Source organism: Lentzea sp. NPDC006480, assembly GCF_040611995.1.
Classification (GTDB): Bacteria; Actinomycetota; Actinomycetes; order Mycobacteriales; family Pseudonocardiaceae; genus Lentzea.
Genome location: NZ_JBEXPJ010000139.1, coordinates 1 through 24,093, shown reverse-complemented (window position 1 = coordinate 24,093; position 24,093 = coordinate 1). Strand labels below are relative to the sequence as shown.

At 68.7% G+C, this 24,093-nt stretch carries 18 protein-coding genes and 1 pseudogene; 9 read left to right on the top strand and 10 right to left on the bottom strand.

Translation table 11 applies throughout. From position 1 onward, the window contains the following. Nucleotides 1-93, bottom strand: a 93-nt coding sequence (locus tag ABZX92_RS35710; protein ID WP_355569513.1) for a diguanylate cyclase, incomplete at its 3' end; no start/stop codon positions are given. 14 nt (nt 94-107) lie between these two features. Here ABZX92_RS35710 and ABZX92_RS35705 point away from each other — a divergent pair. Further along, nucleotides 108-368, top strand: coding sequence for a sigma factor-like helix-turn-helix DNA-binding protein (locus ABZX92_RS35705; protein WP_355569511.1), 261 nt, complete (start codon nt 108-110; stop codon nt 366-368). A 51-nt stretch (nt 369-419) separates the two neighbouring features. Here ABZX92_RS35705 and ABZX92_RS35700 read toward each other — a convergent pair whose 3' ends face one another. The 7 genes from ABZX92_RS35700 to ABZX92_RS35670 all read right to left on the bottom strand — a co-directional run bounded on the left by ABZX92_RS35700 (nt 420) and on the right by ABZX92_RS35670 (nt 9,168). Then, nucleotides 420-2,378, bottom strand: a complete 1,959-nt coding sequence (locus ABZX92_RS35700) for a family 43 glycosylhydrolase (RefSeq protein WP_355569508.1) — start codon at nt 2,376-2,378, stop codon at nt 420-422. Continuing rightward, a complete protein-coding gene (locus tag ABZX92_RS35695; RefSeq protein ID WP_355569505.1) occupies nt 2,375-4,006 on the bottom strand; it encodes a ricin-type beta-trefoil lectin domain protein in 1,632 nt (543 codons plus the stop codon). Before ABZX92_RS35695 ends, ABZX92_RS35700 begins: the two co-directional genes overlap by 4 nt. 69 nt (nt 4,007-4,075) lie before the next feature. Further along, nucleotides 4,076-5,527, bottom strand: a complete 1,452-nt coding sequence (locus ABZX92_RS35690) for a non-reducing end alpha-L-arabinofuranosidase family hydrolase (RefSeq protein ID WP_355569502.1) — start codon at nt 5,525-5,527, stop codon at nt 4,076-4,078. Nucleotides 5,528-5,565: 38 nt separating this feature from the next. Then, the gene (locus ABZX92_RS35685; protein WP_355569499.1) at nt 5,566-6,564 is read right to left on the bottom strand and encodes a cellulose binding domain-containing protein; all 999 of its coding nucleotides are present in this window, start codon (nt 6,562-6,564) and stop codon (nt 5,566-5,568) included. A gap of 153 nt (nt 6,565-6,717) precedes the next feature. Continuing rightward, the gene (locus tag ABZX92_RS35680) at nt 6,718-7,776 is read right to left on the bottom strand and encodes a LacI family DNA-binding transcriptional regulator (RefSeq protein ID WP_355569496.1); all 1,059 of its coding nucleotides are present in this window, start codon (nt 7,774-7,776) and stop codon (nt 6,718-6,720) included. A 129-nt stretch (nt 7,777-7,905) separates the two neighbouring features. Next, on the bottom strand, nt 7,906-8,673 hold the full coding sequence (locus ABZX92_RS35675) for a FadR/GntR family transcriptional regulator (protein ID WP_355569493.1): 768 nt from the start codon (nt 8,671-8,673) through the stop codon (nt 7,906-7,908). 93 nt (nt 8,674-8,766) lie between these two features. After that, nucleotides 8,767-9,168: a hypothetical protein gene (locus tag ABZX92_RS35670; protein WP_355569490.1), complete on the bottom strand. Its 402-nt coding sequence runs from the start codon at nt 9,166-9,168 to the stop codon at nt 8,767-8,769. Here ABZX92_RS35670 and ABZX92_RS35665 point away from each other — a divergent pair. Then, nucleotides 9,155-11,320 (top strand): RICIN domain-containing protein, encoded by a 2,166-nt coding sequence (locus ABZX92_RS35665; protein ID WP_355569487.1) that lies wholly within the window; start codon nt 9,155-9,157, stop codon nt 11,318-11,320. The two genes, ABZX92_RS35670 and ABZX92_RS35665, sit on opposite strands and share 14 nt — an antisense overlap. 73 nt (nt 11,321-11,393) lie before the next feature. On the opposite strand, the gene ABZX92_RS35660 is transcribed toward ABZX92_RS35665, so the two are convergent. Next, entirely contained in the window at nt 11,394-12,725 is a 1,332-nt protein-coding gene (locus ABZX92_RS35660; protein WP_355569484.1) for a glycoside hydrolase family 6 protein, read from the bottom strand. Between the two features lie 440 nt (nt 12,726-13,165). Here ABZX92_RS35660 and ABZX92_RS35655 point away from each other — a divergent pair, with 440 nt between their 5' ends. The 7 genes from ABZX92_RS35655 (at nt 13,166) to ABZX92_RS35625 (ending at nt 24,002) form a co-directional block, all read left to right on the top strand. Beyond that, nucleotides 13,166-14,530, top strand: coding sequence for an endo-1,4-beta-xylanase (locus ABZX92_RS35655; RefSeq protein ID WP_355569481.1), 1,365 nt, complete (start codon nt 13,166-13,168; stop codon nt 14,528-14,530). Between the two features lie 95 nt (nt 14,531-14,625). Beyond that, nucleotides 14,626-15,993 carry a glycoside hydrolase family 43 protein gene (locus tag ABZX92_RS35650; RefSeq protein WP_355569478.1) on the top strand — a complete coding sequence of 456 codons (1,368 nt, stop codon included), beginning with the start codon at nt 14,626-14,628 and terminating at the stop codon, nt 15,991-15,993. Then, nucleotides 15,990-17,306 (top strand): PHB depolymerase family esterase, encoded by a 1,317-nt coding sequence (locus ABZX92_RS35645; protein WP_355569475.1) that lies wholly within the window; start codon nt 15,990-15,992, stop codon nt 17,304-17,306. The genes ABZX92_RS35650 and ABZX92_RS35645 overlap by 4 nt, the downstream gene beginning before the upstream one ends. A 25-nt stretch (nt 17,307-17,331) precedes the next feature. After that, the gene (locus ABZX92_RS35640; RefSeq protein ID WP_355569472.1) at nt 17,332-20,157 is read left to right on the top strand and encodes a glycoside hydrolase N-terminal domain-containing protein; all 2,826 of its coding nucleotides are present in this window, start codon (nt 17,332-17,334) and stop codon (nt 20,155-20,157) included. A gap of 48 nt (nt 20,158-20,205) precedes the next feature. Next, entirely contained in the window at nt 20,206-21,462 is a 1,257-nt protein-coding gene (locus ABZX92_RS35635; RefSeq protein ID WP_355569469.1) for a cellulose binding domain-containing protein, read from the top strand. 19 nt (nt 21,463-21,481) lie between these two features. Next, the gene (locus ABZX92_RS35630) at nt 21,482-22,756 is read left to right on the top strand and encodes a ricin-type beta-trefoil lectin domain protein (RefSeq protein ID WP_355569466.1); all 1,275 of its coding nucleotides are present in this window, start codon (nt 21,482-21,484) and stop codon (nt 22,754-22,756) included. A 52-nt stretch (nt 22,757-22,808) separates the two neighbouring features. Next, nucleotides 22,809-24,002: a ricin-type beta-trefoil lectin domain protein gene (locus ABZX92_RS35625; RefSeq protein ID WP_355569463.1), complete on the top strand. Its 1,194-nt coding sequence runs from the start codon at nt 22,809-22,811 to the stop codon at nt 24,000-24,002. Between the two features lies 1 nt (nt 24,003). On the opposite strand, the pseudogene ABZX92_RS35620 reads toward ABZX92_RS35625, so the two are convergent. Further along, nucleotides 24,004-24,093: pseudogene (locus ABZX92_RS35620) on the bottom strand (DUF2000 family protein); the annotation flags it as partial.

The following is a 24,093-nucleotide window of genomic DNA, read 5'->3' as shown; positions in this document are numbered from 1 at the left end:
GTGGCCGTACTCGTCGTTGATCTTCTTGAAGCGATCGAGGTCGATCATCAGCAACGCGACCTGCTCCCACCGGCGATGCGCGCGGCGGTGCACGTGAGGAGGCCGTGGTGGACCGCGAGACCTGGCTCGTGGCGGACGCGCTGTCGCGGCTCGCGCACGAACACCGCGAGGTGATCAGCCGCGCCTGCTGTCGCCGCGAGACCGTCGCCGAGCTCGCCGACGCGCTCGGCCTGCCGCCGGACGCGGTGAAGTCCCGCCTGCACCACGGCCTGCACGCGTTGGACCGGGCGCTGCGGGAGAACGGCGTCATCGCGCGGCCCGCACCCCACGAGGCGACTCCCCCAGTTCGCGGCGGCACACCTTGTTGAACGCCCGCAGGTGCGGGTCCCGCACCGGTTCACCGATGCGGGACCCGCACGTCACGGGGTGGAGAGCTCGAAGCGCGACACCGCGACCGAGCCACCGAGAGCCTGCGTGGCGTGGTTGAAGATGCCGAACCGGTAGCCCATGAAGAACTGCCAGTCGCTCTTCAGCGTGAAGCCGGACCCGAGTGACGTGAAGTTCACTCCGTCGGTGCTGTAGGAGAACCGGGCCTGCCGACCGCTGCCGGGACGGATGTCGGCGTTGGCGCGCAACCAGATCCGGGTGCCGGTGAGGTTCGCGCTCGCGACCTCGGTGCCGGTGCCGGTGGTGTTCCAGTTGCCGTCCATGGTCAGCCCGTTGACCATGACGACGCGGTTGCGCCCGTTGTCGCGTTTGATCCCGATCCAGGCCGAGGAGTCCCGCAGCATCGCGAGACCGCTGCGGTCACCGTCGCGCATCGAGGTCACGTCGAGCGTGACGGTCGCGGTCGACGACGGACCCTGGATCCGGTGGGTGAGGGTGTTGCGGGCGTTGTACAGGTCGTTGGTGACGGTCGCGGTCGAGAGACGCAAACCGTTGTCGACGCTGTACTTCGTGGTGTCCGGGTTGTGGTTCCACTCCCACTGCGGCCCGAGTCGGGTGCCCTCGAAGGTGTCCACCCCGGTCATCGGTTTCACCTGGCGTGGTGGCGGCGGGAGGTTCGGCATCGGGTAGTTCGCGCCCCAGCCGCCGTTGACCGTGGTGATGCGCGGCCAGCCGTCCGCGGTCCAGGTGATCGGCGCGAGCACCGGCACGCGGCCGCCGGGATAGGCGTCGATGAACGCCATGTAGTACCAGTCGCCGTTCTGCGTCTGCACGAGACCGCCCTGGTGCGGCACTCCCGCGCCCTGCACCGGGGTCGGCATGTTCAGCAGCACCTGCTGGACGGTGTACGGCCCGAACGGGCTCGACGCCCTCAGCACGTACTGGCCGTTCGCGGGCCTGGTGACCCAGATGTAGTAGTAACCGCCCCGCTTGTAGAACCGGGAGCCCTCCAGGGTGCCGATGTTCGACGGGGTCTGGAACACCTGCTGGGAGCGCACCTCGGACTTCCCGTCCGGTGAGAGCTGCGCGACGCTGATCTGGGTGTTGCCGTACGCGACGTACATCGTGTCGTTGTCGTCGACCAGCATGCCCGCGTCGTAGTAGCACTTGTTGATGGTGGACAGCTTGGACCACTGCCCGTCCACCGCCGCGGCGGTGTAGATGTGGGTCTGCGCGAAGTCGACGCACCCGCCCCAGTAGTACGTCTTGTTGCTCTTGCGGTAGTTCAGGAACGACGCCCAGATCCCGCGCACGTAACCACGGCCGCCGCTGAGGTCGTACTTGGCGCCGAAGTCCAGCCGTGGCACGGAATGCCCGGCGTACTCCCAGTTCACCAGGTCGTACGAGCGCAGGATCGGCGCGCCCGGCGAGTAGTGCATCGTCGACGCCGAGTAGTAGTACGCGTCGTCCACGCGGATGATGTCGCCGTCCGCGAAGTCCTGCCACACCACCGGGTTCTTGAACGACGTGGGCGCCGGGCCCGACGTGGTCGTCGTTGTGGTCGTCGTCGTGGTCGTGGTGGTCGGGTCGCCGCCGCCGCCGCAGGCGACACCGTTCAGGCGGAACGACACCGGATCGGGGTTGGCCGAGGAGTACGTGCCGTTGAACCCGAACTCGACCTTGCCGCCGGTCGGCACGGAACCGTTGTAGGAGACGTTGCGCGCGCTGACCTGGTTGCCGTTCTGCGTGAGCACGGCGTTCCAGTGCTGGCCGACCTGCTGGCCGTCGGCGTAGGTCCACTCCAGGTTCCAGCCGGTGATCGCGTCACCGGTGTTGGTGATCGACACGGACGCGCCGAAACCGCCCTGCCACTCGGAGGTCTTGGCGTAGGTGACCGAACAGCCGGGAGCCGCCTGGGCCGCCGTGCTCGCGGCGAGCCCTCCGGCCACGAGGCTGAGTGCGGCGAGAGCCGCCGCCGGAACACGCTTCATGATCGTGACCACTTCTGGTTGGACTGGCCGTTGCAGGTCCACAGCACCAGCCGCGAGCCGTTCGCGGTGCCGGCGCCTTCCACGGTCAGGCACAGGCCGGCGTTGGCGTTGCGGACCGATCCGTCGGCCTCCGCCGTCCAGCGCTGGTTCGCCTGACCGTTGCACGGCCAGCTGATGACGCGGGTGCCGTTGGTGGTGCCCTGGTTGCTGGCGTCCAGGCACTTGTCGCCGAAGACGCGGATCTCACCGTTCGGCCACGAGGTCCACTGCTGGCTCGCCGCGGTGGCGCAGTCCTGGATCGCCGTGTTGGCACCGTTCGCCGTGGAGCCGTTCTCCACGTCGACGCACCGGTTGGACGCCGCACCGCGCAACCGGGCGGTGGTGCCGGTGATCGGGCTGCCGCCGGTCACCCGGAAGGCTGCCACACCGTGTGCCGGAACGGATGCGGAGATCGCGCCCGAAGTGGTGGACGTGCCGCCCGTCCACTGGTCGGTGAGCGTGAAGTTGTTGCCGGACAGACCGATCTGGGTGGCCGTGGTGGACACGGTCGCGGTGCCGGAGCCCCGGTTGAAAAGCCCGACCGCGATCGAGCCGTCCGAAAGCGGTTTGGCGAACACCTCGGTGTTGCCGTCGTCGCGCACCCGCCGTCCACCGGCACCGAGCCGGTCCTGGTTGACCGCGATCAGGCGCGAGTTGCGCAGGATCGCGCTCACATCGGCGGACATGGTGCGGATGTCGTTGCCCGCCATCAGGGGCGCGGCCAGCAACGCCCACAGCGTGAAGTGCGAGCGCGACTCGGTGAGCGACAACCCCGGACGGCCGACGACGAGCATGTCCGGGTCGTTCCAGTGGCCGGGGCCGGACTGGACGGCGAGCGGGGCGGTGACGTCCAGGACGTTGCCCACGCCCATCGGATAGCTGTTGACGTTGTTGTTCTGCCAGATGTCCAGCAGGTCCTCGGTGGTGCGCCACAGGTCGGCGACCTCACCCCAGTTGTACCGGTCGCCGGTGATGGCGTGGAAGCTGTTGGGGTTGATGCTGTAGACGATCGGCCGTCCGGTGGCGCGCAGGGCGTCGCGCATGATCGTGAACCGGGCGACCTGCTCGTCGCGGGTGCCGGCGCCCGAGCACCAGTCGTACTTCAGGTAGTCGACGCCCCACGACGCGAACGTGCGCGCGTCCTGTGCCTCGTGGCCCTTGCTGCCGGTCGCGCCGGGGAAGGCTCCGGTGCCCTGCGCGCACGTCTTCTCGTTGGGCACCTGGTAGATGCCGAACTTCAGGCCGCGCGCGTGGATGTAGTCGCCCAGCGCCTTCATCCCGCTCGCGAACTTCGTGGGATGCGGCCGCAGGTTGCCCGCGGAGTCGCGCTGCGGGTCGAACCAGCAGTCGTCCACGACGACGTACTGGTAGCCCGCGTCGCGCATGCCGGAGGACACCATCGCGTCGGCGGCCTGACGCACCTGGGCCTCGGTGATGCCGCACCCGAAGCTGTTCCAGCTGTTCCAGCCCATCGGCGGGGTCAGCGCGGGACTGCCGGGTGCGGCCTGCGCGGGGCCGGCGGTGATGGTCGCGATCGCCGCCAGCACCGCGGCGGCGAGGTGTGGCAGCCTTCTTGGCCGGGTGGGCATCGTCGGTCCCTCTCAGGCAGGGGTGACGCCGCCGGGGATCCGGGTCCCGGCGGCGTCGGTCTGTGGGGGTCAGCAGGTCGAGTTGGTCTGCGTCAGCAGGCCGAGCTTCCACGGCAGCTTGTTGTAGTCACCACCGGCGCTGGGGTTGATGCCCTGGTAGAGGAAGCGGAGCTGACAGGGGTTGATCTCCATCGTCTGGTCGACGCCCGCGCGGATCATCTCGCCGTGGCTGAAGTCGCGCGTCCACTGTCCACCTGGGAGCGTCACGTTGTTCGAGCGGGCGAACGGGTTCGACTCCTCGGCGGCCAGCGGGGTCCACGGACCGGTGATCGCCGAAGCGGTCCAGGTGCGGAACCACCGCCTGCCGTCCGACCCGATCGCCTCGACGATCAGCATCCACTGGTTGCGCCCGGCGACCTTGTAGACGTTGGATGCCTCGAACAACCGGTTCTTGTTCGAGTCCTGCAGCGCGATGACGGTGTTGGTGAACCCGTTGGGGAACTGCCCGATCGTCGTCTCGGACCGGTAGAGATGGCCGTTGTCGTCAGACGAGAACAGGTAGCACTTCGCGGTGTCGCACACCATCCAGAAGTCGACCCAGTAGCCGTTGCCGATGTTGTCCCGGATGATCTGCGGCATGCCGTTCGCGTAGAAGTTCTTCGGCGCCGACCACGACGACGGGTTCGAGATGTCCGTGGTCGTCGAGTACGACGCGTTCGATCCCGTCTGGTACACGAGGTACCACAGGCGTTGTGGCGCGAAGTAGAACACGTGCGGCGCGGCCTTGTAGCCACCACCGACGGCCGTGCGGTCGAGGTAGTAGTGCGGCGCCGAGGCGGCCTGCGACCAGTCGGTGAAGCTCGTGTACATGATGTTGTAGCCGGTGGTGTAGACCGACGCGAACACGTGGTACTTGCCGTTGTAGTACACGACGCTCGGGTCCTTCACCGAGTAGACGTTCGGGTGCGCCGAGTCCGGCTTGGGACTGATCAGCGCGCCGCTGGAGGACCACCGGAAGCTCGACGGCAGGTTACCGGCGGGCGGGTTGCCCGTGGTGGTCGTCGTGGTCGTCGTGGTGGGACCGACGTCGCCGGTGCACAGGGTGCCGTTCAGCGTGAACGCCGTGGGGTTCGGGTTGCTCGTGCCGCTCGTCGACCCGTTGAACCCGAACTCGACCTTGCCGCCGGTCGGGATCGCCGCGTTGTAGGAGACGTTGCGCGCGGTCACCTGGGCCCCGGACTGGGTCGCCTCGGCGTTCCACGCCTGCTTCACCTGCTGACCGGCACCGAAGCTCCAGGTGAGATTCCAGCCGTCGATCGCGTCACCGAGGTTGGTGATGGCGACGTTCGCGGTGAACCCACCGTCCCAGGTGGACGGTGCGGAGTAGGACACCGAACACCCCGGCGCGGCTGCCGCGGGAGGCAGCGTCACGGCGGTGATCGCGGACAGGGTGACCAGCGGGACCGCGGCCGCGACCACGAGCCGCGCTGGCCGCGATGCGAACAGTCGTGCGAAGAACATGATCACCCTTCGGCGTCGGAGGGATCTGCGGGCGGGGTTCACGGACTGGAGCAGGTCGCGGTGCCGATCGCCGGCGCACCGGAACCGGAGGCGAGGAAGCCGAACGTGGTGGAGCCACCGGGGCTGATCGTGCCGTTGTAGGACGCGTTGGTGACCGTGCCCGAACCGCTGGCTACGCCGTTCCAGATCTGGGTGACGGTGTGGCCGCCGGGCAGGGTGAACCGGACCGTCCAGCCGGAGATGGCCGACGCGGCGGGGTTGGCGACGGTGACCTCGCCCTGGAAGCCTCCGTCCCAGCTACGAGTCACGGCCGGCGTCGCGGTGCACCCTCCGCCGGGCTGTGGCGGCGCCGGGTCGCCGATGCTGCCGGGGACGGCCGACAGCGCGTTGAACCAGACCGCGGCCATCTTGCCGTAGCCGGCGGCGTTCGGGTGGATGCCGTCGGGCAGGTCGGAGACCGGCACCGCCGGGTACATGTCCACCACGTGCACCCGTTTGCCCGCCGCCGCTTTAGCCCGCAACAGCGGCACGATGGCAGCGTTGTAGTTGCGCACGGTCCCGTCGGCGAAGCTGATCGGGATGATCGTCGAGACGAACACCTCCGCCGAGGGCGCCTGTGCGGTGATCTTGTCCACCAGCGCGGAGAGCCGCCGGGGTGCTCCCGCCGGATCACTGCCGTACATGTCGTTGGTGCCGATGTGCAGCAGGATCGTGCGCGGGGTGTAGGTGCGCAGCCAGTTCACGACGTTCGCGTCGACCTGTGCGATGGTCCAGCCGGGATGACCCTCGTGGTTGCGGTCGGGCATGGACGAAGGACCGTCCGCCAACGACCCCACGAAGTCGATGGAGCGCCCGGCGGCGCGCAGCTTCGTGCCGAGATCGAGCCGATAGCCACCGATCGAGCCGCCCTGGGTGATCGAGTCGCCGAGCGGCATGATCCGCACCGGATCCACAGTGGACTGTTCCGCCACCGCGGGCGACGCCGTCAGCAGGACGGCGATCAAGGCTCCGCACAGCGCTTTGAGCGGGCTAGGCATGCGTTCAACGTAACGAGGCGGACACAGCCGGGTCAAAGCTAAATGTTAGCGCTAACTTTTAGCTCTGGCCGTTCGACATCGTCGAATTCCCGTTCGACACAAGAGAAACTGATCCAAGCGCCATCTGGCAAAGCTGCAGCGAAACTTACGCTGTTAGCGTGCGCATCCGGTTCCCCCGCGCGGCGCCGCCACCGAGCCACCCTCGCGCACGGGCATCGGCACCCGGTGGATCATCGGCGCGCGGGCGCCGCGCCCGCGCCGCACGACCAGGTCCACCAGGACCCGGATTGCCCACGCGCCGAGCTCGTAGTGCGGCAGGGCGACCGTGGCCAGCCGCGGCCGCATCCACGAGGCGATCGGATGGTCCTCGAAACCGATCACCGAGACGTCGTCCGGCACCGACAGTCCCGCCTCGGCCAGTGCCTGGTAGGCCCCGAACGCGAGGCGGTCGTTGAGACACACCAGCGCCTTGGGCCGGTGCGTGCGCAGCAGCTCCGCGGTGGCGTCGAAGCCGTGCTCGGGTGTCCACTTCGGACACCAGCGCGCGCTGGCGACCTCCGCTCCCGCCGCCGTGAAGACCTCGCGCAGGCCCAGCAGCCGGTCGGCGGCCGCGATGCCGTGCGACGGGATGTCGCACATGCCCGGCCCGGCGCCGATCAGGTGGATGTCGCGGTCGTGTCCCGCCTCGACCAGGACGCGCGCGGCCGATCGGCCCGCCTGCACCTCGTCCGGCAGCACCGACGGAACGGCCGCGGAGGTGGCGGGCGTGGCGTTGAGCAGCACGGCGGGCCCGTCGTACAGGACGTCCGGGACAGCGGCCGTCCTGGTGTGCGTGGACGCGAACACCACGCCGTCCGCGCGCCGGTCGCGCATGGTGTCGACGAGCGCCCGCTCGACCAGCGGGTCCCCGCCCGACTCCGCCACGAACAACATGAACCCGTGCCGGTACGCGGCATCCACCGCGCCCTTGACCATGTCGCCGGCCCACCCGGACGACGCCACGGTGTCGGACACGAACCCGATCGTCTGCGACCGTCCGGCGCGCGACCCGGCCGTCAGGGAGCTGCGCCGATAGCCGAGCTGCTGCGCCGTCGAACGCACCCGCCGCTCGGCCTCCGTCGAGATGCGGAGCTCCCGCGCCCGTCCGGTCAGCACCAGAGACGCCGTCGTGACCGACACCCCACTCGCCGCCGCCACGTCGGCCAGTGTCACGCGCGTCCGTCCCACCGCGAATCCGCCTCCCGTTGCCCGGCCGCATCTGCCGGCCGGGTTACCTGAAATGCCTGCGAGCAACCGTTTTCGCCGAACGACCTGGGCGGAGAGGTCGTTCGGTGAGCGCTCTCACCTCTTCAGACGACTGGGATCCCCGGCTTCGCCACGGCGCACCAGCCACGCCTCGGTGATGTGCGTGAACATGGCGTCCGCCGCACCGGCCGGATCCTTGGCGGCGATGCGTTCGCAGATGTGCCTGTGCCCGGCGTTCGACGCCAGGCACAGGTCGCGGCTGCTCTCGCCTCGGTAGCCGGCCGTGTTGATGGCCTGGCCCTCCAGCGAGCGCACGACACCGCGGGCGAGGCGGTTCCCGGACGCCTGCATGATCGTGTCGTGGAAGAGGCGGTCGTGCTCCTCGTAGGCGGCGACGTCGTCGACGAGCTCGTCCATCCGGCCCACCAGTTCCCGCAACCGTGCCACGGTCTCGTCGCCGGCGGTGCGCGCGGCGACCTGCGCCATGTCGGACTCCAGCAACCGCCGGGTCACGACGAGGTCGTCGAGAACCGCGAGGCTCTCGTCCTCCGCGATCGCGGCGGCGAGGACCTGCTCGTCGAGCATGTTCCACATCACCGGAGGGTTGACGGTCGTGCCGGAGCCCTGGCGCACCCGGACCAAACCCTTCTCCTGCAGGACTTTCACCGCCTCGCGGATCACCGTCCTGCTCACCGAGAAGGTCTCGCAGAGCACCGGCTCGGGCGGCAGGGTGACACCCTCGCCGTAGGTGCCGCGGATGATCCGCTGCACCAGCTCCGCGGTGACCGCCGCGGCGAGGCTGGCCGGTCTCCGCGTCCATCCCGCAGTGGTGGACGTGTCCGGCTGCCGACCTGTCGTTGTCATGTTCGACTCCGTTGCGCCGCCTGTCGATCCGGGTGCCACATTATAGGTAACACCATTGACGTCACACGTCATACGAGTTACGTTCGCGTTGATTCACCCTCCGGCCGGACAGGCCGGCTTCTCCCGGAGAAGTGAGCCGCGCTGCAGCAGCGCCCACTCCGGTTCGCCGCCCTGCTCTCCCGGCGACCACTCCACATATCGTCCACTGTGGACTGAGGGTGCCGCGGCCCGCTTCCTCCGCCAGGACCGGTTGATCCAGCCGAACACCTCGGGAGGTCCCTTGTCCACGTCCTCGTCATTGCGGCGGGCCGCACTCGCGGCCGTCGCGGTGGTCACCACCGCGATCGCCACCGCTCCCCCTGCCTCCGCCGACACCACGACCCTCCACGCGTCCCCCACGGGCACGGGCACCGCCTGCACCGCCGCCGAACCGTGCTCACTTCCAGCGGCGCAAAGCGCTGTGCGGTCGCGCAACGGCACGATGACCGGTGACATCGTCGTAGAGCTCGCCGACGGGGTTTACCGGCTGTCGCAACCGTTCCGGCTCACCGCCGCGGACTCGGGCGGCAACGGGTTCCGCGTGCGCTGGCAGGCCGCCGCGTCGGCCCGTCCCGTCATCACCGGCGCCAGGGCCGTCACCGGGTGGTCGGTCGCCGACGCCGGGAAGAACATCTACCGCGCGAACGTCGGCACCGGTCTCGACAGCCGCCAGCTCTACGTCGACGGCACGGTCGCGACTCGGGCGAGAACGCAGGTGAACCGGTCCGACTTCACCTTCACCGACACCGGCATGCGATTCTCGAACGGCGCCCTGAGCTACCTGAACAACCTGGCGAACCAGAACCGGGTCGAGGTGGAGAGCGTCAACTCGTTCACCGACAGGTACTCGCCGGTGCAGAGCATCGGCGGCAACTTCCTCACGATGCAGCAACCCGCCTGGAACAACAACACCTTCGGCTACGACACGCTCAACAACCCGTTCCGCGCCGGACCGCTCTACCTGGCGAACGCGTACGAGTTCCTGGACTCACCGGGCGAGTGGTACCTCAACCCCGGCACCGGCGTCCTCTACTACATCCCCCGCCCTGGGCAGAACATGAGCAACGTCAGCGTGGAGCTGCCTGCGTTGCAGTCACTGGTCGACGTGGGCGGCACCTATGACGCGCCCGCGCACGACATCTCGTTCAGCGGGATCACCTTCACCGGCACCTCGTGGCTCGGCCCCAGCAGCAACCAGGGTTTCGCCGACCAGCAGACCGGCGCCTACATCTCCGGCAACTGGAACTGGCCAGCCGACCGGCTGAACTCGTGCAAGAGCGGCTGTCAGGCGTTCGAGGCGGTCCGGCCGCACTGGTCCCAGATGCCCGCCGCCGTCCAGATCTCCGCCGCCAGCGGGATCACCTTCACCGACTCCCGTTTCGTCAACCTCGGGCAGACCGCGATCGGCATCGGCAACGACGCCAACGCGCACGCGAGCGGTGTCGGCCTGGGCGCGTCCGGCATCACGATCACCCGCTCGGAGATCGCCCAGAACTCGGCGGGCGGAGTCGTCGTCGGTGGCGTGCAGGCCGACGCGCACCACCCGAGCGACCAGCGGATGGTCAACCGCGACATCACCGTGAGCTACAACAGGATCCACGACCTCGGCCTCGAGTACCGGGGCATCGTGTCGGTGCTCAACACGTACGTCACCAACGGGACCGTGGCCAACAACGAGATCTACAACCTGCCGTACTCCGGCATCAACGTCGGTTACGGATGGGGCTCCAACGACGCGGGCGGCAGCAACCACTACGCGAACCGCGGCCTCTACAACTACCAGCCGCGGTACAGCACCCCGACCACCGCGTCCGGCAACAAGATCGTCAACAACTACGTCCACGACGTGATGCAGCAAATGACCGACGGCGGCTGCATCTACACGCTCGGCTGGAACCCGAACGCGGACATCAGCGGCAACTACTGCCTGCGCACCAACGGGTGGTTCGGCCTCTACTTCGACGAGGGCTCCAAGTACTACCGCGCGACCGGCAACGTCTTCTCCGCCACCGGCACTTGGGCCACCGCGAACTACGGCGGCGGCGAGAACATGGGCAACTGGACGCTCACCGGCAACTGGTCGAGCAACGGCAGCAGCAACATCTCCAACGGCGACCGCGGCAACGTCGTCAACAACAACGTCGTGGTCTCCAACGGCAACTGGCCGGCCGGAGCGCAGGCCGTGATGGCGAACGCCGGACCGGGCGGCGGCGGTGGCGGCGGCCGCGAGAACGTCACCGTCGTCGGCACCCAGTCGGGCCGCTGCCTCGACGTCGCCGCCACGAGCAACAACACCAGGCCGAGGCTCTGGGACTGCGGCAGCGGCGCGAACCAGCGCTGGAACTACACCTCCGCCAAGCAGTTCACGATCGGCGGCAAGTGCCTGGACGCCTCGGGAGGCGGCACCGCCAACGGCACCGCGGCGATCCTCTGGGACTGCCACGGCGGCCTGAACCAGCAGTGGAACCTCAACGCCGACGGCAGCGTCACCGGCGCGCAGTCCGGGCTGTGCCTCGACGCCAGCGGCAACGGGACCGCGAACGGCACGCAGATCCAGCTCTGGACGTGTCACGGCGGCACGAACCAGCAGTGGACTCTGCGCGGCTGATCTCGTCCACAAAGGACGATTGCCCGTCCCGGCCGGGACGGGCAATCGTCTTCTTCTCCCTGTCGCCAGGAGGTCAGGAGCAGGCGGTGCCGTTCAACACCGGTGACGCGAACGGCGGCGCGGACCCGTTGTGGTTCGCGTTGAACCCGAGGGTCAGCTTGCCACCGGCCGGCAGCGAACCGTTCCAGTCGGCGTTGACGACGCGGACCACGTCACCGGTGTCGGTCCACGTCCCGTTCCAGCCGTTCGTGACGGTCACGCCGGGAGCCGAGAAGGTGAAGGTCCACCCGTTGACCGCCGAGCCCCGGTTCTCGATCACGATCTCGCCGGTGTAGCCGCCCTGCCACTGGCTGACCACGCGATGGCTCGCGAGGCAGCCGCCGCCGGGGTTGTTGCCCGTCGTGGTCGTCGTGGTCGTGGTCGTGGTCGTCGTGGTGATCGGCCCTGCCGCCATCGCCAGCTCGTAGGCCCGCTGTGGCACGAACTGCCCGGCCGGTCCGATGCAGCCGTCCGACTCCCCCGGCAGCTTGACCCACAGGAACGCGTCGATCCTGGAGTCACCCGTGTTCACCGTGCTCGGGGTGCCGATCGCGCGACCGGGAGGATCGCACCACTCGGTGCCCTGCGGGCCGTTGCCGTTGCGGCTGGTGTCCACCACGGCCTTGAGCCGGCCGTCGCCGACGGCGTTCAGCACGTTCTTCGCGTAGTTCACCTCGTCGGAGGTCGTGCGGTAGTTCGACACGTTCGTCGAGATGCCGTCGGCGCTGTTCGAGATGTCCGCGCCCCGCAGCCTGTTCGCCGCCTCCGCCGGGTTCAGCCACGCGGAGTTCCCGATGTCGAAGTACACCTTGGCCCGCGAGGACCCGGACTTCAGCTTCTTGCCCGCGTAGGCGATGGACGCCTTGGTCTGGTTCTGCTGGTCCGCGTTCTGGCAGTTGCTCATGATCGGCAGGACGTCCGGTTCCAGCACGATCGTCGCCGCCCGCCCGCCGAGCCCGGCCGCGATCTCGTCCACCCACGCGCGGTAGGCCTGGTGCGACGGCGCTCCGCCACCGCTCGCGCCGCCGCAGTCGCGGTTGGGGATGTTGTAGACCACCAGGATCGGGATCTTCCCCGCCGAGGCGGCCGCGCCGACGAACGAGCTGATCTCCGAACGGATCGACGAGGTGTTGGTGGTCGTGTACCAGCGTGGCTGCGGCACCGAGGCGATCCGGTCGCGGATCACCGCCGCCCGCGAGTCGCCGGGGTTGGCTGCCACCCATCTGGCGCTGGAGCTCATCGGATCGACGTAGAACGCCGACTCGGCGGCGTTGACCGTGACGCCACCGACGGCCAAGGCCGCGGTGCCCGCCACGAGCACGCCGACAGCGGCGCACGCGCCGCTCGCAAACTTCCACCGGGTCATCTTGCCGCCTCTCGGGACACGAGCATGAGAGCGCTCTCGCACAACGGCGGGCGAGCGCCGGGGAAAGCGGGTTCAGACGGCCGTCAACCTAGCCAGGGCACCAAGGGCCGTCAACGCTAAAAATGTTAGCGCTAACTTTAGCAAAATCGATTCCCCAGACCTGACCTGAACGCGTTCGACTGCATTCGACATGCAGATTGGGAGCGCTCCCTTGTTTTCCTAGTCCGTTCAGCTCAATCTTCCCGTTGAGTACTCCACCCCTTCTTGTGAGCGTGAACATTGAGCTGCCACACTCCACCACGGCGCGTTCTCAGTCGCTTGGGTGTGCGCCGCGGGTGACTGCGGCACAACACCTTGGCGGTTCCGGTCGCACCAGGTGCGACCGGATCGTCCTGCCCGCCATGCCCGTATTCCGGGCACGTTCGCCAGAAAGTGTGGAGATGAAACTGACATCGAGGTCAGTGTCACTTGTCCCGATCATTTCGACCGTCGCGGCGGTGGCACTCGGAGCCACGCTCGTCGTGACCGCCACCGCGAACGCGGCGACCACTCTGGGCGCCGCCGCCGCGCAGTCCGGCCGCTACTTCGGCACCGCCGTCGCGGCGGGCAAGCTGGGCGACCAGACCTACGTGAACCTGCTGAACACCGAGTTCAACATGGTCACCGCGGAGAACGAGATGAAGTGGGACGCGACCGAACCCAACCGCGGCCAGTTCAACTACTCCGGCGGTGACCGGATCCTCAACCAGGCGGTGAGCACCGGCAAGCGGGTGCGCGGCCACGCTTTGCTGTGGTACCAGCAGGAACCGGGCTGGGCGCAGCGCATGGAAGGCTCCGACCTGCGCCAGGCCATGATGAACCACGTCACGCAGGTCGCCACCCACTACAAGGGCAAGATCTACGCCTGGGACGTGGTCAACGAGGCGTTCGCCGACGGCGGCAGCGGTGGCCGGCGCGACTCGAACCTGCAGCGCACCGGCAACGACTGGATCGAGGCGGCGTTCCGCGCGGCCCGTGCGGCCGATCCCGGCGCGAAGCTCTGCTACAACGACTACAACACCGACGGCGTCAACGCGAAGTCCACCGGCATCTACAACATGGTGCGCGACTTCAAGTCCCGCGGTGTGCCGATCGACTGCGTCGGGTTCCAGTCGCACCTGACCAACAACCCGCCGGGCGACTACCAGGCGAACCTCCAGCGCTTCGCCGACCTCGGCGTCGAGGTGCAGATCACCGAGCTCGACATCGCCGGCAACCAGCAGGCGAACGCATACGGTGTCGTGACGAAGGCCTGCATGGCCGTCCGCGCCTGTGCCGGCATCACCACGTGGGGCATCCGCGACACCGACTCGTGGCGCGGCGGCGAGAACCCGTTGCTGTTCACCGGTTCCGGCGCGAAGAAGCCCGCATACACGGCGGTGCTCGACGCGCTGAACGCGGCCGGCCCCGGTCCGACGACGACCACCACGACCACGACCACCACGACCACGACCACCACGTCGAACGGTCCTGGCCCCGGCGACTGCACCGCCACGGTCTCGCTGAACCAGTGGGCAGAAGGGTTCGTCGCCACGATCAAGGTCACCGCCGGGTCCGCTGCCCTGCACGGCTGGCGGGTCACGACGACCCTGTCGAGCGGCACGGTCACCAACTCGTGGAGCGCCAACCGCAGCGGCACCAGCGGCACGGTCAGCTGGACCAATGTGGACTACAACGCCAACGTGCCCGCCGGCCAGTCCACCGAGTTCGGTTTCCAGGGCACCGGCAACGGATCGGGGCTCAACCCGTCCTGCGCGGCCGGCTGACGCACCAGCACCACCCAACCGGAGAGGACCGCCCCGCGGATCGGCCGGACAGCCCGGTCCGCGGGTGCCTCCCCCTGCCCTCGCAGGAGACGATGATGGCCACGAAACGCAGGTTCTGGACGACCATCGCCGCGGCGGTGGGCCTGGTTCTGACGGTGCTCGCCCCGGCGCGCGCGGACAACCCGATCGTGCAGCACATCTACACCGCCGACCCGGCGCCGCTGGTCCACAACGGACGGGTCTACCTCTACACCGGCCACGACGAGGACAACTCGACCTGGTTCACCATGAAGGAGTGGCGGGTCTGGTCGTCGGCCGACATGGTCAACTGGACCGACCACGGCTCACCCATGAGCCTCGCCACGTTCAGCTGGGCGAAGCAGGACGCCTGGGCGGGCCAGGCCGTGGAACGCAACGGCAAGTTCTACTGGTACGTCCCCGTCGTCACCAAGGCCAGCGGACGCCCGGCCATCGGTGTCGGCGTCTCCGACAGCCCCACCGGCCCGTTCCGCGACGCCCTCGGCCGCCCGCTGGTGGAGAACGGCGAGATCGACCCCACGGTCATGATCGACGACGACGGGCAGGCGTACCTGTACTGGGGCAACCCGAACCTGTCGTACGTCCGGCTCAACACCGACATGATCTCCTACTCCGGCGGCGTCAACCGGATTCCGCTCACCACGGCGGGCTTCGGCACCCGCGCCGGCGACCCGAACCGGCCCACCCTCTACGAGGAGGGTCCGTGGGTCTACAAGCGCAACGGCCTGTACTACAACGTCTTCGCGGCCAAGTGCTGCTCGGAGTTCATCGGTTACTCGACGGCTCCCGGCCCCACCGGCCCGTGGACCTACCGCGGCACCGTGATGCCCACGCAGGGCAGCAGCTTCACCAACCACCCCGGCATCATCGACTTCAAGGGCAGCTCGTACTTCTTCTACCACAACGGCGCCCTGCCGGGCGGTGGCGGCTTCACCCGCTCCGTCGCGGTCGAGAAGTTCAGCTACAACGCCGACGGCACGATCCCGACGATCAACATGAGCACGGCGGGACCTCCGGCCGCGGACACACTCAACCCCTATGTGCGCCAGGAGGCCGAGACGATCGGCTGGGGCAGCGGCATCGAGACCGAGGTCTCCGCGGAAGGCGGCATGGATGTCGGCTTCATCAACAACGGTGACTACATCAAGGTGAAGAACGTCGCTTTCGGTTCCGGCGCAACGACCTTCACCGCCCGCGTCGCGTCCACCGTCGCCGGCAGCTCCGTCGAGGTCCGCAGCGGCGGCCCGAACGGATCGCTCGCCGGTCGCTGTTCGGTGCCCAACACCGGCGGCTGGCAGACGTGGACCACCGTCACCTGCCCGGTGAGCGGGCTGACCGGCACCCGTGACCTCTACCTGAGGTTCAGCGGTGGCAACGGTTACCTGCTCAACGCGAACTGGTGGCAGTTCGGCAGGGCATCATGAACACCAGGTCGTGCCCGGACAGGTTCGGGCTCATGGCGCTCATCGCGGCGCTGGTGCTCCTGATCGCCGCCGTCGCGCTTTCTCTGGTGCCGCCACCCGCACAGGCCGCGTCGCTGACGCGCGTCACGAACTTCGGCACCAACCCGACCGGCCTGAACATGTACGTCTACGTGCCCGACCGGGTCGCGCCACGCCCGGCCATGCTCGTCATGGTGCACTTCTGCGGCGGTTCCGCGAGCGCCGTGCACAACGGCAACGGACGCGACTACGTCACCGCCGCCGACCGGCTCGGGTACGTGATCGTCTACCCGGAGGCCACCAGGGACGGTCACTGCTTCGACGTGTCCACCCCCAACGCGTTGCGGCGCAACGGAGGTGGCGACTCCACCGGGATCATGTCGATGGTGTCGTACGCCCGCCAGCGCTACAACGCGGACGCCGCCCGCATCGTCGTCGCCGGGTTCTCGTCCGGCGCGATGATGACCAACGTGCTGGCCGCCCAGTACCCGGACGTGTTCAGCGCGGGTTCGGCGTTCTCCGGAGTTCCCGCGGGCTGCTTCGCGACGACGAACGGCTCGTTGTGGAACAGCCAGTGCTCGGGCGGGAACCTGCTGAAGACCCCGCAGCAGTGGGGTGACCAGGCCAGGGCCATGTATCCGGGCTACACCGGCCGGTACCCGCGGATGCAGCTGTGGCACGGGACGACCGACACCACGCTGGCGTACCCGAACTTCGGCGAGGAGCTCGACCAGTGGACGAACCTGCACGGGGTGAGCAGGACGCCGGTGTCCACCGACCAGCCGCAGCCGAGCTGGACCCGAACCCGGTACGGCACCACCGGTACGACGGCGACCATCGAGGGCATCAGCATCCAGGGCACCGGGCACAGCCTGCCGATGGCCGGGATGCTCGCGTACTCCATCGCCTTCCTGGGCCTGGACAAGCCACCCACCACAACGACAACGACCACCACAACAACAACGCCGGTGCCTGCCGGAGGCTGCAAGGTCACCGCTTCGGTCAGCGCCTGGAACACCGGCCTGACCGAGACGATCACCATCGCCAACACGTCCGCCGGCGCGGTGAACGGCTGGCAACTGCGGTTCACGCTGCCAGGCGGACAGACCATCACGAGTGGCTGGAGCGCGAACTACTCCCCCACCAGCGGCGAGGTGACCGCGCGCAACGCCGACTACAACGCACAGATCCCGCCGAACGGGTCGGTGCAGATCGGCTTCCAGGCCACGCACACCGGTGACAGCGCGGCCGCCGGCGAGTTCACGCTCAACGGCGAGCGGTGCGCCGTGGGCTGATCGGGAAAACCATTGGAGGAACGGCATGTCCGACCTGAACCGACGGCAGCTCATCAAGCTCGGCGCGGGAGTTGTGCTGACGCGGGCGGGGTGGACAGCCGGGACGAACGCACAAGCGGCCGGCGATCTCTCGCTCTGGTACGACCGGCCGGCGGGTTCCGACTGGCTGCGCGCGCTGCCGGTGGGCAACGGCCGGCTCGGCGCGATGGTGTTCGGCAACACCGACACCGAACGCCTGCAGCTCAACGAGGACACCGTCTGGGCGGGCGGTCCGCACGACTACAGCAACCCGCGGGGTGCCGGATCGCTCGCCCAGATCCGGCAGCTCGTGTTCTCCAACCAGTGGACGCAGGCGCAGTCGCTGATCGACCAGACGATGCTGGGCAGTCCGGCCGGGCAGCTCGCCTACCAGCCGGTCGGCGACCTCAAGCTGGCGCTGCCGTCCGCGACCGCGACCGGGTACCAGCGCTCACTCGATCTCACGACAGCGACGACCGTCGTCAGCTACACCGCGAACAACGTGCGGTACCGGCGCGAAGTGTTCGCCAGCGCGCCGGACCAGGTGATCGTCGTGCGCCTGACCGCGGAGACACCGGGCTCGATCTCGTTCACCGCGACGTTCGGCTCACCGCAGCGCACCACGACGTCCAGCCCGGACGGCACGACCATCGCGCTGGACGGTGTTTCCGGTGACCAGCGTGGAATCTCCGGCACGGTCCGGTTCCTCGCGCTGGCCAAGGTCGTGGCGGACGGCGGTTCCGTCACCAGTTCCGGTGGCACGCTGCGGGTGAGCAACGCCAACGCGGTGACCGTGCTGATCTCCATCGGTACCAGCTACGTGGACTTCCGCACGGTCAACGGCGACTACCAGGGCATCGCCCGCAGCCGCCTGAACGCCGCGCAGGGCCTCGCGTTCGACACCCTGCGGACCCGGCACGTCGCCGACTACCAGGCGTTGTTCGGACGGGTGACGCTCGACCTCGGGCGCACTGCGGCGGCCGACCAGCCGACGGACGTCCGCATCACCCGGCACGCGAGCACCCCCGATCCGCAGTTCTCCGTGCTGCTGTTCCAGTACGGCAGGTACCTGCTGATCTCGTCGTCACGCCCCGGCACGCAACCGGCGAACCTGCAGGGCATCTGGAACGACCAGATGGCACCGTCGTGGGACTCGAAGTACACGATCAACGCGAACCTGCCGATGAACTACTGGCCCGCGGACACCACCAACCTCGGCGAGTGCTTCCAGCCGGTGTTCCGCATGATCAACGACCTCACCGTGACCGGCGCCCGCACCGCCCAGGTGCAGTACAACGCCCGCGGCTGGGTCACGCACCACAACACCGACGCCTGGCGCGGTTCCTCGGTCGTCGACTTCGCGGCGGCGGGTATGTGGCAGACGGGCGGGGCGTGGCTCTCGACGATGATCTGGGACCACTACCGGTTCACCGGTGACGTCACCTTCCTGCGCACGTACTACCCGGCGCTCAAGGGATGCGCGCAGTTCTTCCTCGACACGCTCGTCACCGAGCCGAGTCTCGGCCATCTCGTCACGAATCCGTCGAACTCGCCCGAGCTCAACCACCACGCGAACGCGAGCGTGTGCGCCGGGCCGACGATGGACATGCAGATCCTGCGCGACCTGTTCGACGGCTGCGCGAGCGCGTCCGAGGTGCTGGGTGTCGACGCCGACTTCCGGACGCAGGTGCGGGCGGCGCGACAGCGGCTCGCCCCGACGAAGGTCGGCTCGCGCGGCAACGTCATGGAATGGCTCTACGACTGGGTGGAGACCGAACAGAACCACCGGCACGTCTCCCACCTGTACGGCCTGCACCCGAGCAACCAGATCACCAAGCGCGGCACTCCCCAGCTGCACACCGCTGCCCGCCGCACGCTGGAGCTGCGCGGCGACGCCGGCACCGGGTGGTCACTCGCCTGGAAGATCAACTACTGGGCCCGGCTCGAGGAGGGCACCAGGGCGCACGACCTGCTCCGGTCCCTGGTGACCACGGATCGGCTCGCGCCCAACATGTTCGACCTGCATCCGCCGTTCCAGATCGACGGCAACTTCGGCGCGACCTCCGGCATCGCGGAAATGCTGCTGCACAGCCACAACGGTGAGCTGCACGTGCTTCCCGCGGTGCCGCCGGCCTGGCCCGCGGGCAGCGTCACGGGACTGCGCGGACGCGGCGGGTACACCGTCGGCGCGACGTGGGCGGCGGACGGCGCGATCACCCTGTCCGTCACACCGGACCGCGACGGCACCGTCCGCGTCCGCAACCGGATCTTCGGCGGGACCTTCGAGCTGCGTGACATCACGACCGGCACGGCGGTCCAGCCGGCCAGGCCGGAAGCCGACGTGGCCGAGTTCGCCGTCCAAACAGGACACACCTACCGTGCGACCGGCCAGGGCGCGGGACCAGGAGTGCGGCCGGGCGTGAACTACCGGCTCGTCGCACGCCACAGCGGGAAGGTCATCGAGATCAGCGGCGCTTCCACCGCACCCGGCGCGTTGCTGCAGCAGTGGCCCCAGACCGGCGGGCTCAACCAGCAGTTCGACTTCGTCGACTCCGGCGGCGGCTACTACCGCGTCCGGGCCCGGCACAGCGGCCTGGTGCTCCAGGTCGCGAGCTCCAGCACCGGCGCCGACGTCACCCAGCAGGCCGACACGAACGCGACGAGCCAGCAGTGGCGGGTGGTCGACCAGGGCGGCGGAGTGATCAGCCTGGTCAACCGGCAGAGCAACCTCGCCCTGGACGTCTGGAGCGCCTCGACCGCCGACGGCGCCCGCGTCTCCCAGTGGAGCCCCACCAGCGCGGACAACCAGCGATTCCAGGTCCAAGCAGTGTGACCCGAACCGAAGGGACAACGATGTTCCCCCAGCACAAGGGGCCGCGCCATGGTCCGGCATAGGTCCGTCATCGCCATGGCCGCGAGCGCCGTGGTCTTCCTCGGCGCGGCCGGCATCGCACTCGGCGGCACGACTCCCGGCGAGGCAGGTGCGACGGCGGGCTGCGGCAAGGCGCCGGCTCTGACGAGCGGCCAGCACACCATCAGCACCGGTGGCCAGAACCGCTCGTACATCCTGCGGGTGCCGGCCGGCTACGACAACAACCGCCAGTACCGGCTGTTCGTCGGCCTGCACTGGCTGGGCGGCACCGCGAACGACGTCGACACCGGTGGATCCGACGGTTACAACTGGTCGTACTACGGGCTGCGGAAGCTCGCGGACGCGGCGAACAACGGCACGATCTTCGTCGCACCGCAGGGCAACAGCAATGGCTGGGCGAACCCCGGCGGCCAGGACCTGACGTTCATCGACGACCTGGTCCGGTTGCTGGACAACAGCCTCTGCGTCGACACGACCCAGCGTTTCGCCGGTGGCTTCAGCTACGGCGGCGGCATGTCGTACGCGATCGCCTGCGCCCGCGCCAACGTGTTCCGCGCGGTCGTCGTCTACTCCGGCGGAGTGCTGAGCGGGTGCAGTGGTGGCAACGACCCCATCGCCTACATGGGCATCCACGGCGTGAGCGACAACGTGCTCAACATCTCCCAGGGCCGGGGCATGCGCGACAGGTTCGTGCGCAACAACGGCTGCACACCGCAGAACGCGCCGGAACCCCGTGCCGGCAGCCGCACGCACATCATCACGAACTTCAGCGGCTGCCGGCCCGGTTATCCGGTGGTGTGGGCGGCGTTCGACGGCGGGCACACGCCAGGCCCGATCGACTCGGGTGGCGACGGCTGGCGGACCTGGACCTCCGGTGAGGCATGGAAGTTCATCACCCAGTTCGACGGTGGCCCCGGCCCGACCACGACCTCGAATCCGCCCGGTGACGCGGACTGCAGGGTCTCCGACGCGATCAACGCGTGGAACACCGGTCTGACGTCGAACATCACCATCACGAACACCGGCACCGCGGCGATCAGCGGGTGGTCGCTGACCTTCACCCTGCCCGGTGGCCAGAACATCACGTCCGGCTGGAGCGCCACCTACTCCCCCGCTTCCGGCCAGGTGACGGCCAAGAACGTGAACTACAACGCCGACATCGCGCCGAACGCGTCCATCACCGTCGGTTTCCAGGCCACCCACACCGGCGACGCCGCGGCACCGACCTCGTTCGCCCTCAACGGCAAGACCTGCGCAGTCGCCTGACCATGACGAGAGAGAACCCATGCGAATGAACAACATCTACCGATGGGCGGGGTCGCTGATCGCGGCGGCAGCGCTGCTCCTCTCCGGCGCCGCCGTCGCCCAGGCGCATCCCACCGCACTGGCCGGAACTCCGGGTTGCGGCAAGGCGCCGACGCTGCGCAACGGCAACCAGACGATCCAGAGCAGCGGCAAGAACCGCTCGTTCATCCTGAGCATCCCGGACAACTACGACAACACCCGGCAGTACCGGCTGATCTTCGGCTTCCACTGGCTGGGCGGCACCTCCGACCAGGTGGCGGGTGGCGGCAGCGACGGCGCCGTCTACGCCCACTACGGCCTCAAGCAGCTGTCGAACAACTCGACGATCTTCGTCGCGCCACAGGGTCTCAACAACGGCTGGGGCAACTCGGGCGGCGAGGACGTCAGGTTCACCGACGACATGATCAGCCGGATCGAGAACGACCTCTGCGTCGACACCACGCAGCTCTTCTCGCTCGGCTTCAGCTACGGCGGTTCGATGAGCATCTCGCTCGCGTGCTCGCGCCCGAACGTATTCCGCGCGATCGCCGCCATCGCCAGCCCCGGCGAGATCAGCGGCTGCGCGGGCGGCACCGCACCCGTCGCGTACATGGGCATCCACGGCATCAACGACAACATCGGCGGTGGACGCGGCCAACGCGACCGCTGGGTCCGCAACAACGGCTGCACCCCGCAGAACGCCCCCGAACCCGGACCGAACAGCCGCACGCACATCACCACGGCCTACTCGGGCTGCAGGACGGGCTATCCGGTGGTCTGGGCCCCGTTCGACGGCGGCCACCAGCAGGGTCCCGTGGACGGGTGCGCGGGCTGTGAGAGCGGTGCCCGCAGCTGGGTCAAGGGCGAGGTGTGGAAGTTCTTCACCGGTGACACGACTCCCACGCCGACCGCGTTCCGGTTGCGCGGCGAGGCTTCCGGTCGTTGCCTCGACGTCAACGGCGCCGGCACCGCCAACGGCACCCAGATGATCACCTGGGACTGCCACGCCAACGCCAACCAGCAGTTCACCCAGAACGGTCAAGCCCTCCAGGTGACCGGCAAGTGCCTCGACGTCCCGAACAACGCGGTCTCCGGCACCCGCGTCCAGATCTGGGACTGCCACGGCGGCGCCAACCAGAACTGGAACATCGCCGGCAGCACGATCACCAGTGTCCAGACAGGACTCTGCCTCACCTCCGGCGGCACCGGCAACGGCGCGGCCGTCACCGTCGCGACCTGCCAGGGCGGCACCAACCAGCGCTGGGCCAAGGCTTAGCGGTCAGCAGAGGAAGGGACAACGATGTTCCAACAGCACAAGGGGCCCTGCCATGTCCCGGCATAGGATCGTGATCGCCCTGGCCGCCGCCAGCGCGGTGGTCTTCCTGGGCGCGGCGGGCATCGCGCTCGGCGGGACGACCCCCGGCGACGTCGGCGCGGCGGCGGGCACGGCCGGGTGCGGCAAGCCACCCGCCCTGACCAGCGGCCAGCACACCATCAACTCGGGCGGCCAGAACCGCACCTACATCCTGCGGGTGCCGGCCAACTACGACAGCAACCGCCAGTACCGGCTGTACGTCGGCCTGCACTGGCGCGGCGGCACGGCAGGCGACGTCGACTCCGGCGGAACCGACGGTTACAACTGGTCGTACTACGGCCTGCGCAAGCTCGCGGACGCGGCGAACAACGGCACGATCTTCGTCGCACCGCAGGGCAACGGCAACGGCTGGGCCAACCCCGGCGGCCAGGACCTGACGTTCATCGACGACATGATGAAGCAACTGGAAGCAGGCCTGTGCGTCGACACGGCCCAGCGTTTCGCCGGTGGCTTCAGCTACGGCGGCGGCATGTCGTACGCGATCGCCTGCGCCCGCGCCAAGGTGTTCCGCGCCGTCGTGGCCTACTCGGGCGCCGAGCTCAGCGGCTGCAGCGGCGGCAACGATCCCATCGCCTACATGGGCATCCACGGCGTGACCGACAACGTGCTCAACATCGGCCTGGGCCGCGGATTGCGCGACAGGTTCGTGCGCAACAACGGGTGCACCGCCCAGAACGCGCCGGAACCGAACGCGGGCAGCCGCACGCACATCATCACCAACTACAGCGGCTGCCGCGCGGGTTACCCGGTGGTGTGGGCCGCGTTCGACGGCGGGCACACCCCCGGCCCGATCGACTCGGGTGGTGACGGCTGGCGCACCTGGACCTCCGGCGAGGCCTGGAAGTTCATCACCCAGTTCGACGGTGGCCCCGGCCCGACGACCACCACCACACCGCCGCCCGACCCGACCACGTTCCGGCTGCGCGGCGAGGGCTCCGGCCGCTGCCTCGACGTGACCGGCGCGGGCACGGCCAACGGCACCCAGTTGATCATCTGGGACTGCCACACCAACGCCAACCAGCAGTTCCGCCAGAACGGCCAGGCGCTGCAGGTGAGCGGCAAGTGCCTGGACGCGCCGAACAACGCCGGTTCCGGCACCAGGGTGCAGATCTGGGACTGCCACGGTGGTGCCAACCAGAGCTGGTGAAGATCTTGTCGACGGCGTTCTTCTGGCCGTGCACTGCGATCCCGACCAGGTCCAGGTCCTGCGTGTGCACCTTGCGGACAGCGGCTCGGTT

Excerpts from the sequence above, each read along its gene's own strand:
- ABZX92_RS35650 (WP_355569478.1), top strand. The coding sequence starts at position 14,626 with ATGGCCACGAAACGCAGGTTCTGGACGACCATCGCCGCGGCGGTGGGC.
- ABZX92_RS35665 (WP_355569487.1), top strand. The coding sequence starts at position 9,155 with ATGACCGGTGACATCGTCGTAGAGCTCGCCGACGGGGTTTACCGGCTG.
- ABZX92_RS35640 (WP_355569472.1), top strand. The coding sequence starts at position 17,332 with ATGTCCGACCTGAACCGACGGCAGCTCATCAAGCTCGGCGCGGGAGTT.
- ABZX92_RS35635 (WP_355569469.1), top strand. The coding sequence starts at position 20,206 with ATGGTCCGGCATAGGTCCGTCATCGCCATGGCCGCGAGCGCCGTGGTC.
- ABZX92_RS35660 (WP_355569484.1), bottom strand. The coding sequence starts at position 12,725 with ATGACCCGGTGGAAGTTTGCGAGCGGCGCGTGCGCCGCTGTCGGCGTG.
- ABZX92_RS35630 (WP_355569466.1), top strand. The coding sequence starts at position 21,482 with ATGCGAATGAACAACATCTACCGATGGGCGGGGTCGCTGATCGCGGCG.
- ABZX92_RS35685 (WP_355569499.1), bottom strand. The coding sequence starts at position 6,564 with ATGCCTAGCCCGCTCAAAGCGCTGTGCGGAGCCTTGATCGCCGTCCTG.
- ABZX92_RS35625 (WP_355569463.1), top strand. The coding sequence starts at position 22,809 with ATGTCCCGGCATAGGATCGTGATCGCCCTGGCCGCCGCCAGCGCGGTG.
- ABZX92_RS35675 (WP_355569493.1), bottom strand. The coding sequence starts at position 8,673 with ATGACAACGACAGGTCGGCAGCCGGACACGTCCACCACTGCGGGATGG.
- ABZX92_RS35670 (WP_355569490.1), bottom strand. The coding sequence starts at position 9,168 with ATGTCACCGGTCATCGTGCCGTTGCGCGACCGCACAGCGCTTTGCGCC.
- ABZX92_RS35695 (WP_355569505.1), bottom strand. The coding sequence starts at position 4,006 with ATGCCCACCCGGCCAAGAAGGCTGCCACACCTCGCCGCCGCGGTGCTG.
- ABZX92_RS35690 (WP_355569502.1), bottom strand. The coding sequence starts at position 5,527 with ATGTTCTTCGCACGACTGTTCGCATCGCGGCCAGCGCGGCTCGTGGTC.
- ABZX92_RS35645 (WP_355569475.1), top strand. The coding sequence starts at position 15,990 with ATGAACACCAGGTCGTGCCCGGACAGGTTCGGGCTCATGGCGCTCATC.
- ABZX92_RS35700 (WP_355569508.1), bottom strand. The coding sequence starts at position 2,378 with ATGAAGCGTGTTCCGGCGGCGGCTCTCGCCGCACTCAGCCTCGTGGCC.
- ABZX92_RS35655 (WP_355569481.1), top strand. The coding sequence starts at position 13,166 with ATGAAACTGACATCGAGGTCAGTGTCACTTGTCCCGATCATTTCGACC.